This is a genomic window from Pseudomonas sp. CM27 (assembly GCF_013179515.1).
Classification (GTDB): domain Bacteria; phylum Pseudomonadota; class Gammaproteobacteria; order Pseudomonadales; family Pseudomonadaceae; genus Aquipseudomonas.
The window spans coordinates 1-8,728 of sequence record NZ_JABMCN010000252.1 but is presented as its reverse complement, the minus strand read 5'-3'; the positions used below and the strand labels follow the sequence as shown (position 1 = coordinate 8,728).

The 8,728-nt window shown below is 63.0% G+C and carries 11 protein-coding genes; 8 read left to right on the top strand and 3 right to left on the bottom strand.

All coding sequences use genetic code 11. The features are described from left to right. Both HP547_RS24280 and HP547_RS24275 read right to left on the bottom strand, forming a co-directional pair. Positions 1-418 (bottom strand): fimbria/pilus periplasmic chaperone (locus HP547_RS24280; RefSeq protein ID WP_172287892.1); only part of this gene is annotated, 418 nt, incomplete at its 3' end. 104 nt (positions 419-522) lie between these two features. Then, positions 523-1,176 (bottom strand): DUF1120 domain-containing protein, encoded by a 654-nt coding sequence (locus tag HP547_RS24275; RefSeq protein ID WP_172287890.1) that lies wholly within the window; start codon positions 1,174-1,176, stop codon positions 523-525. A gap of 203 nt (positions 1,177-1,379) precedes the next feature. Here HP547_RS24275 and dapE point away from each other — a divergent pair, with 203 nt between their 5' ends. From dapE to HP547_RS24260, 3 genes are read left to right on the top strand one after another with little or no spacing between them, the layout of a single operon-like run. After that, positions 1,380-2,531, top strand: coding sequence for a succinyl-diaminopimelate desuccinylase (gene dapE / locus HP547_RS24270; RefSeq protein WP_172228967.1), 1,152 nt, complete (start codon positions 1,380-1,382; stop codon positions 2,529-2,531). Then, positions 2,531-3,343, top strand: a complete 813-nt coding sequence (locus HP547_RS24265; protein WP_172228969.1) for a putative RNA methyltransferase — start codon at positions 2,531-2,533, stop codon at positions 3,341-3,343. The genes dapE and HP547_RS24265 overlap by 1 nt, the downstream gene beginning before the upstream one ends. Positions 3,344-3,359: 16 nt before the next feature. Continuing rightward, positions 3,360-3,737: a hypothetical protein gene (locus HP547_RS24260; RefSeq protein ID WP_172228971.1), complete on the top strand. Its 378-nt coding sequence runs from the start codon at positions 3,360-3,362 to the stop codon at positions 3,735-3,737. Between the two features lie 64 nt (positions 3,738-3,801). Here the strand turns inward: HP547_RS24260 and HP547_RS24255 are convergent, their stop codons facing one another. Further along, on the bottom strand, positions 3,802-4,011 hold the full coding sequence (locus HP547_RS24255) for a cold-shock protein (protein ID WP_003252255.1): 210 nt from the start codon (positions 4,009-4,011) through the stop codon (positions 3,802-3,804). A gap of 231 nt (positions 4,012-4,242) precedes the next feature. On the opposite strand from HP547_RS24255, the gene plsB reads away from it, so the two are divergent. From plsB to HP547_RS24230, 5 genes are all read left to right on the top strand, one after another. Beyond that, positions 4,243-6,729, top strand: coding sequence for a glycerol-3-phosphate 1-O-acyltransferase PlsB (gene plsB, locus HP547_RS24250; protein WP_172287888.1), 2,487 nt, complete (start codon positions 4,243-4,245; stop codon positions 6,727-6,729). A gap of 73 nt (positions 6,730-6,802) precedes the next feature. After that, on the top strand, positions 6,803-7,183 hold the full coding sequence (locus tag HP547_RS24245) for a YbaY family lipoprotein (protein ID WP_172228982.1): 381 nt from the start codon (positions 6,803-6,805) through the stop codon (positions 7,181-7,183). A 1-nt stretch (position 7,184) separates the two neighbouring features. Then, positions 7,185-7,886: a hypothetical protein gene (locus HP547_RS24240; RefSeq protein ID WP_172287886.1), complete on the top strand. Its 702-nt coding sequence runs from the start codon at positions 7,185-7,187 to the stop codon at positions 7,884-7,886. 69 nt (positions 7,887-7,955) lie between these two features. Next, positions 7,956-8,354, top strand: a complete 399-nt coding sequence (locus HP547_RS24235; protein ID WP_172228986.1) for a YbaY family lipoprotein — start codon at positions 7,956-7,958, stop codon at positions 8,352-8,354. Positions 8,355-8,387: 33 nt separating this feature from the next. Beyond that, on the top strand, positions 8,388-8,728 hold a 341-nt coding region (locus HP547_RS24230; RefSeq protein ID WP_172287884.1), incomplete at its 3' end, for a DUF4197 domain-containing protein.

Here is an 8,728-nt window from a genome sequence, read left to right as displayed (position 1 = left end):
CCTTGGGATGGATGATGACAGGCAGGTTCTGCCTCACGCTCACCCCGACCTTGGCGATACGCTCACCTGTCAGTTTTTGCTGCTGAATGCCTTCGAATATCACCCGTTTCAAACGCTGGACTTGCAGGGGCGCAGTTGCACGCAACATAAACCTTACCCGCTGCTCCTCGCCCGCCTCGACGCGCCACGCGGGCTGGGAGAGAAACAGCAATGGCTCCAGGTCTTCAGGCAGGTTCTGCAGTGTGACGAGCAACAGCGCGGGGGTGGGGTCTTCATTGCGTACCGTGATCGTTGCCTCGCCATCGGCTTCGTTGACGATAACCACCGAAGTTTCCGGGACCATGCCAGCAGCCTGTGCTGCACTGCCCGACAGCAGCAGGCCGCCCGCACTCAACAGTAAACGGATCAATATGCTCAAACTCGAATCTCTACAAGAAACGTGCTCGCCGCCCTGGAGCAGCGAGCACGTCAAGGCCCCAATGCGCTTATCGTCAACGTTGTAGGCTTGACGTCAGCGCTTGATCACAGATAGGACAGTTCGATGGTCGAAGCGCCATCGATCTTTACGTCATCGGTCACGGTGAGGTTCCTCAACGCAGCAATGTTCATGTCAATCTGCAAATCAGCGGTCAGATTCCGGATGGCCGTGGGTACTGCTGCTCCGACCGCAAAACCATGGAACCTGCCCACTGCACCGTTATAGAGATAGGAATAGTCCGGCGTATAATCGCGCTGCCAGGACGTACCACTGTCAGATGTAATAAGACGCGTCACGGACGTGCTGCCATCGACAACATAGCTGCTGGCATTCGTTCGCAGGAAATAGGCGCCGATTCGCTGGCCATGCTCGTTCATCCCAAGGCCAAATGCGATGATCGTGCCCGCTGCCGAGTCCGCACTGCCCGCTCTGCCATCGACCCCCCGCAAGGCGAACCGGGTAGGGCTTTTACAGTTCACGGAAAGTTGCTGGGGGGGCGATATGAACTGAGTTTGTCGATCTCGATGTAGCTGGTCTACCGAAATATCACCGAAGTCAAATGTTCCGCCGCCACTGAGTGAAGGCGTGCATGCACCAGGTTTGATGACACCGGTGACGACAATATCCGTGGCGCTGGCAAACACGGTCGTGCTGCACATCAGCGCAATGCCCATGGCGATCAACTGCTTGTTACTCATTGTGCTCTTCACCTTACGTTGTGTGTTGGTTGGCCCCTAGGGGCGGGGCACAACCTACACATTCGCGTACGCGGAACAGATTGAGAAATACTTCCCTTGACTCAGGCTTGCCGGCCAAACGAGTCGAAGCCGAACGCTTCACACCAAGGTTTTGCTTTAAACTATTGCGCCTTGCCCGCCTTGCCCGCTTTCGGAGTTTTACCATGACGGCCCCTGCCGAGCTCTCGCCTACCCTTCAACTGGCCTGCGACCTGATCCGTCGCCCCTCGGTCACCCCCCTCGACGCCGACTGCCAGGCGCAGATGATGAACCGTCTGGGCGCCGTCGGGTTCCAGCTGGAGCCCATGCGCTTCGAGGACGTCGACAACTTCTGGGCCACCCACGGTACCCAGGAAGGCCCGGTGCTGTGCTTCGCCGGCCATACCGACGTGGTACCGACCGGCCCGGTGCAGCAGTGGCAGCATGAGCCGTTCGAAGCGCTGATCGACGCCGACGGCATGCTTTGCGGCCGGGGCGCTGCCGACATGAAGGGCAGTCTGGCGTCCATGGTGATCGCCAGCGAGCGCTTCGTGCAGGACTACCCGAACCACCGCGGCAAGGTCGCGTTCCTGATCACCAGCGACGAAGAAGGCCCGGCCCACCACGGCACCAAGGCCGTGATCGAGCGCCTGAAAGCACGCAGCGAGCGCCTGGACTGGTGCATCGTCGGCGAGCCGTCCAGCACCACCCTGCTGGGCGACGTGGTCAAGAACGGCCGTCGCGGCTCACTGGGTGCCAAGCTGACCGTGCGCGGCAAGCAGGGCCACGTGGCCTACCCGCACCTGGCCCGCAACCCGATCCACCTGGCCGCCCCAGCCCTGGCGGAACTGGCGGCCGAGCACTGGGACGAAGGCAACGCGTTCTTCCCGCCTACCAGCTTCCAGATCTCCAACCTCAACTCCGGCACCGGCGCCACCAACGTGGTCCCGGGCGATCTGACCGCGCTGTTCAACTTCCGCTTCTCCACCGAGTCCACCGTCGAAGGCCTGCAGGCGCGGGTTGCGGCAATTCTCGACAAGCATGAACTGGACTGGTCGGTCGACTGGGCACTGTCGGGCCTGCCGTTCCTCACCGAGCCGGGCGAACTGCTGGACGCGGTGTCGGCCAGCATCAAGGGCGTCACCGGGCGCGACACCCAGCCGTCCACCAGCGGCGGTACCTCCGATGGCCGTTTCATCGCCACCATGGGCACCCAGGTGGTCGAGCTGGGGCCGGTCAACGCCACCATCCACCAGGTGGATGAGCGCATCCTCGCCAGCGACCTCGACCTGCTGACCGAAATCTACTACCAGACCCTGGTCCGGTTGCTCGCCTGATGCTTGCCTGCCCTCTTTGCCAGGCGCCCTTGAGCCCGCTCGACAACGGCGTGGTGTGCCCGGCCGGCCACCGCTTCGATCGCGCCCGCCAGGGTTACCTGAACCTGCTGCCCGTGCAGCATAAAAACAGCCGCGACCCGGGTGACAACCAGGCCATGGTCGAGGCTCGCCGCGACTTTCTCGACGCCGGTCACTACGCGCCGGTGGCCCGCCGCCTGGCCGAGCTGGCCAGCGAGCGCCAGCCGGGCGCGTGGCTGGACATCGGCTGCGGCGAGGGCTACTACACCGCCCAGCTGGCCCAGGCCCTGCCTGCTGCTGACGGCTACGCCCTGGACATCTCACGCGAGGCGGTCAAGCGCGCCTGCCGCCGGGCGCCAGCAGTGACCTGGATGGTGGCCAGCATGGCCCGCGTGCCACTGGCCGACGCCAGCTGCCAGTTCATCGCCAGCGTGTTCAGCCCATTGGACTGGGCCGAGGCCAAACGCCTGCTCAGCCCAGGCGGTGGGCTGATGCGGGTTGGCCCGACCAGCGGCCACCTGATGGAACTGCGCGAGGTGCTCTACGATGAAGTACGCCCTTATGCAGACGACAAGCACCTGGCCCTGATCCCCGAAGGTATGGCCCACGCCCACAGCGAAACCCTGGAGTTCCGCCTGAGCCTGGCCTTGCCCAAGGCCCGCGCCGACCTGCTGGCAATGACCCCGCACGGGTGGCGCGCCAGCGCCGAAAAACGGGCCAGGGTGATCGACCAGCCAGAACCGTTCGAAGTCACGGTTTCCATGCGTTATGACTATTTCGTGCGCCAAGACTGAGCACACCGGAGCCCTTATGCGTCAACCTGATATCGAGATTTACCTGAAGGACGCCGACGTCGACCACAAGCAGATTGCCCAGTGGCTGGCCGAGGCAGTCGGCCCGTGCAGCGAATGGCAGCAGAAAGGCCAGACCTTCAAATGCAAGGCCGGTAACATTCCGGTGACTTGGTTACCCAAGGCTGTAGGGAAATGGAACAGCCTGTACCTGGAAAGTGACCAGACGCCGTGGGACGACGACGTCGCCTGCGCCCGTGCCGCGTTCGCCGCACTGGGTGTGGAAGTGCGCTGTGCGCCGGGTGGCTGGGTAGAGGAAGATGGGGAAGAAGACGCCGACCGATGGGTCCGCATCAGCGCCGACGGTGAAGAGGAAATCACCTGGCGTACGTCATGAATCCGGGCCGTTCCTGACTCTGCAGGAGCGGGCTTGTCCGCTCCTGCAGCTTGAAGCCAGAGGCTCAGAGCCCTACTACGTCCTCGGCTTGCAGGCCTTTCTGGCCCTGCACGCAGGCGTACTCCACCCGCTGCCCTTCGACCAGGGTACGATGCCCCTCACCGCGGATCGCCCGATAGTGGACGAACACATCCGCACCACCTTCGCGCTGAATGAAGCCATAACCCTTGGCATCGTTGAACCACTTTACATTCCCAGTCTCACGAGACGACATCTGAACTACTCCGGATTTTTATTGTGAAAATCGCCTTGTTGACACGAGGCCACCGCCCCGTGTCGACGCCGCTTGGGGAAATATCCTGCAAGTGGCAGGCCGAGTATATGACACAGAACAAAATAATTTGATGACGGTCCCGCCGTTCGGCGATTTTTGCTGAACTTGCGCGGATACGGCAGACTAATTGGCTGGATACCCATCTAAAATCACACCCAGGGCACACACCCCATGACCCGTTCCCCCCTGCGCCGCCTGATCTTCGGCGCCTTGCGTCGCCTGTTGTACCTGTGGGTGCGCTCCGAAACCATCAACCAGTCTTCACTCACCCTCAAGCTCGACCGCAGCCGCCCGGTGTTCTACGCCCTGCCTTCGCCGGCCCTCACCGACCTGGCCGTGCTTGACCACGAATGCACCAAGGCGGGGCTGCCACGCCCGGTGCTACCGGTGGCGGTCGGCCCGCTGCAGGAACCGGCCGCGTTCTTTTACCTCACCCCCGACCCGGACTGGCTCGGCCGCCAGGACAAGCGTGGCGCCCCGCCCACCCTCGAGCGCCTGGTCGCGGCCATCAGCCAGCATGCCGAGGAAGATGCGCAGATCATTCCGGTCAGCGTGTTCTGGGGCCAGACACCGGCCAGCGAGTCCAGCCCATGGAAGCTGCTGTTCGCCGACAGCTGGGCAGTGACCGGGCGCCTGCGCCGGCTGTTGACCGTGGTTATTCTGGGGCGCAAGACCCGGGTGCAGTTCTCGGCGCCGATTCACCTGCGCGAACTGGTGCAGCACAACAAGGGCCACGAGCGCACCGTGCGCATGGCCCAGCGCCTGATGCGCGTGCATTTTCGCAACCTCAAGACCGCCGTCATCGGCCCGGACATCTCGCACCGGCGCAATCTGGTCAAAGGCCTGGTCCACGCCCCGCAGGTGCGCCAGGCCATCCTCGACGAAGCGCAGCGCGAAAACCTGCCGCTGGCCAAGGCCGAGGCCCAGGCACTGCGCTACGGCAACGAGATCGCTTCGGACTACACCTACACCGCCATCCGCTTCCTCGAAGTGGTGCTGAGCTGGTTCTGGAACAAGATCTACGACGGCATCAAGGTCAACCACATCGAGCAGGTACAGGGCATCGCCCCCGGCCATGAAGTGGTCTACGTGCCGTGCCACCGCAGCCATATCGACTACCTGCTGCTGTCCTACCTGCTGTTCCGCAATGGCCTCACCCCGCCGCACGTGGCCGCCGGCATCAACCTCAACATGCCGGTGGTGGGCAACCTGCTACGCCGCGGCGGCGCCTTCTTCATGCGCCGCACGTTCAAAGGCAACCCGCTGTACACCGCCGTGTTCAACGAGTACTTGCACACCCTGTTCAGCAAAGGCTTCCCGGTCGAGTATTTCGTCGAAGGCGGCCGCTCGCGTACCGGGCGCATGCTGCAGCCGCGCACCGGGATGCTGGCCATCACCTTGCGCAGCTTCCTGCGCTCGTCACGCACCCCGATCGTGTTCGTACCGGTCTATATCGGCTACGAACGCGTGCTCGAAGGCCGTACCTACCTGGGCGAACTGCGTGGCGCCAGCAAGAAGAAAGAGTCGATCTTCGACATCTTCAAGGTGTTCGGCGCACTCAAGCAGCGCTTTGGCCAGGTTTACGTCAACTTTGGCGAGCCGATCCGCCTGGCCGGTTTCCTCGACCAGCAGCAGCCTGGCTGGCGTGATCAGGACCACGGCCCCCAGTACCGTCCGGCCTGGCTCAACGCGACTACCACGCGCCTGGGTGAAACCGTGGCCCGCCACCTGAATGAGGCCGCTGCGGTCAACCCGGTCAACCTGGTGGCCCTGGCGCTGCTGTCCACCAGCCGCCTGGCGCTGGACGAACGCGCGCTGGTGCGCGTACTCGACCTGTACCTGGCCCTGCTGCGCCAGGTGCCCTACTCGCCACATACGACCCTGCCAGACGGCGACGGCCAGGCGCTGATCGAACACGTGCGCGGGATGAACCTGGTTTCCGAACAGAAAGACGCCCTGGGCCGCATCCTTTACCTGGATGAAGGCAACGCGGTGCTGATGACCTACTATCGCAACAACGTGCTGCACATCTTCGCCCTGCCGGCACTGCTGGCCAGTTTCTTCCTCAGCAGCTCGCGCATGAGCCGCGAACTGCTGGGCCAGTACGTGCACGCCCTGTACCCGTACCTGCAGACCGAGCTGTTCCTGCGCTGGGCACCGGAGCAGCTGGACGAAGTGATTGACCAGTGGCTGGCCGCACTGGTCGACCAGGGCTTGCTGCGCCAGGACAACGACGTGTACATACGCCCGGCGCCCAGCTCGCGGCCGTTCGTGCTGCTGACGCTGCTGGCCCGCACCATCACCCAGACCCTGCAGCGCTTCTACATGGTCACCTCCCTGCTGCTCAACAGCGGCCAGAGCACCCTCAGCGCCGAGGAACTGGAGGACCTGTGCGTGATGATGGCCCAGCGCCTGTCGATTCTGCACGGCCTGAACGCCCCGGAGTTCTTCGACAAGACGTTGTTCCGCCATTTCATCCAGACCCTCATCCAGCAAGGCGTGCTGCACGCCGACGCGCAGGGCAAACTGGGGTTTCACGACAAGCTCGGCGACTTGGCCGAAGGCGTGGCCAAGCGTGTGCTGTCGGCCGAGTTGCGCCTGTCGATCCGCCAGGTGGCGCTGCATCGGGACGAGCCAGTGGATGTAGTCCAAGGGTAGGTTTTCAGCCTGCCGCCAGGCCTTGAGAGGGGACAGGATCGACGTGCTGTTTCCCTTCTCAAGGAGTAACACCATGACCCAGCTAAAGTCGTTCAACGTCGAGATCGTCTCCTCCAGCGATAACCGCCTGCCACCCTCCGGCCAGGTCCAACTGAGCCTGCTTGATGTTTCCCTGGCGGATGCCCCGGCCGTCAGCCAGGCCGAGCTGCGCCTGCGATGTGGGGGTGTGATGCCGATCAATCTGCAACTGGCCTTCGACAGCAGCCTGATCGACCCTCGCCGGACCTACGCGTTGTCCGTGCGCATCGAGAAGGACGGCAAATTGCATTTCATCAACACCAGCCGTCACCCGATAGATCCGTACAGGGTGTTCGGCACCCAACGCGTCGTGGTCGACAGCGTCGCAGGCGCGCTCGAAGGCATGCATGGCGGCAATTTGTTCAAGGACCAATGACATGGAAATCACCGGTAACCTTGCCACCCCTTATATCCCGGATCTGCCCGAAGGTTTGCCACGACTTTCGGTCAGGGTGACCGCCTTTATAGACGGACACGAACAGTTCCTTGCCACCTGCAGCGCCCAGGCCAGCGGGTCGCCCATGCCGTTTCGCGTCCACCTCGACCCGCTGAGCCTGGACGGCCTGGAACAGGTCACCCTTGAAGCCCTGTGTACCATCGGGCTCGGCGCAGAAGCCGTGGTCGCGCGCGCCACACAAACCCTGGCCATCGCCGATGTCCTGCAGGGCATGCCGCTGGAGCTGAACCTGGATGCAGTCGATGCTGCTGCGCAGGCGTCGCAAAAGTACCCTGTCGAACCTCTCGTGTTCGGCTTGAGCGGGCAGATAGTCGTCCCGCCGGAACTGCGCGTGGAGGCGGCCTACCTGGATGCCCACCTGCTTCTGATTCAAGAGGACGGTTACAGCAATCGCTACGCCAGCAACCTCGCCGAGCATTCGCTGTACCTGAGAAACGGTGGCGCGCCTTTCTCGATGTTCCTCGATGCGGCCTCGGTGCCAGAAGGCCGACAAGCCAAACTGCACCTGGGTTTGTATGACCTCGAACGCACAGTGCTGCTGGCTGGCAACGTCGTTAAAAACCTGGACCTTTCCAGCCCGCCTGACCTCTCCAATATCGTATTGCGCAAGCCGCGGCGCTGATTGATCAGGGAAAATCCGCTAAAGTCCCGGGGTTGGTTACGAGCCAGCCCCAAGGACACCGGAGATTCCATGAAAAAGCTCTTTATGCTGTGTTGCGCATCCCTGCTCGCAGCCTGTTCCAGCCACACCCCGTCCAACCAGGCCAGCCTGGATGGCGAAGTCTTCTACGTGCAACGCATCGCCCTGCCCCCCGCCGCCACCTTGAGCGTAGAACTGCAGGACGTTTCCCTGATGGACGCCCCCGCAGTTACCCTGGCGCGCCAGGCCGGTCCGGTCAAAGGCAACGTACCGCTGCCGTTTCACCTCACCTACGACCCGGCCCAGGTCAAACCCGGCCACCGCTACGCGGTGAGCGCGCGCATCGAGCTCGATGGCAAGCTGCTGTTCATCAACACCGAACACCACGGCGTGATGCTCGATGGCAATGACCCGCAGCCTGTGCGCATCAAGGTCGACCAGGTTCGTTGATACCCGTATTCACCTGTTTACAAGGAACGCTTCATGATCCGCACTTCCCTGCGCTTCACCACCCTGTGCGCCGGCTTGCTGCTGTCGGCCAGTGCCCTGGCCCTGTCGCTGGGCGACCTGACCCAGAAGGACGCCAGCGGCGGCCTTAAAGATGCCCTGACCCAAGGCGCGCAGCTGGCCGTCAAGCAGCTGAGCACGCCGGGTGGTTTCAGCAACAACCCGGATGTGCGCATCGAGCTGCCGGGCAACCTGGGCAAAGCGGCCAAGGCCATGAAGATGTTTGGCAAGGGCGACCAGGTCGAAGCCCTGGAAACCAGCATGAACAAGGCCGCTGAAGCAGCAGTGCCGCAGGCCCAGGCGATTCTGGTAGATGC

Excerpts from the sequence above, each read along its gene's own strand:
- dapE (WP_172228967.1), top strand. The coding sequence starts at position 1,380 with ATGACGGCCCCTGCCGAGCTCTCGCCTACCCTTCAACTGGCCTGCGAC.
- HP547_RS24255 (WP_003252255.1), bottom strand. The coding sequence starts at position 4,011 with ATGTCGTCTCGTGAGACTGGGAATGTAAAGTGGTTCAACGATGCCAAG.
- HP547_RS24275 (WP_172287890.1), bottom strand. The coding sequence starts at position 1,176 with ATGAGTAACAAGCAGTTGATCGCCATGGGCATTGCGCTGATGTGCAGC.
- HP547_RS24265 (WP_172228969.1), top strand. The coding sequence starts at position 2,531 with ATGCTTGCCTGCCCTCTTTGCCAGGCGCCCTTGAGCCCGCTCGACAAC.
- plsB (WP_172287888.1), top strand. The coding sequence starts at position 4,243 with ATGACCCGTTCCCCCCTGCGCCGCCTGATCTTCGGCGCCTTGCGTCGC.
- HP547_RS24235 (WP_172228986.1), top strand. The coding sequence starts at position 7,956 with ATGAAAAAGCTCTTTATGCTGTGTTGCGCATCCCTGCTCGCAGCCTGT.
- HP547_RS24260 (WP_172228971.1), top strand. The coding sequence starts at position 3,360 with ATGCGTCAACCTGATATCGAGATTTACCTGAAGGACGCCGACGTCGAC.
- HP547_RS24240 (WP_172287886.1), top strand. The coding sequence starts at position 7,185 with ATGGAAATCACCGGTAACCTTGCCACCCCTTATATCCCGGATCTGCCC.
- HP547_RS24245 (WP_172228982.1), top strand. The coding sequence starts at position 6,803 with ATGACCCAGCTAAAGTCGTTCAACGTCGAGATCGTCTCCTCCAGCGAT.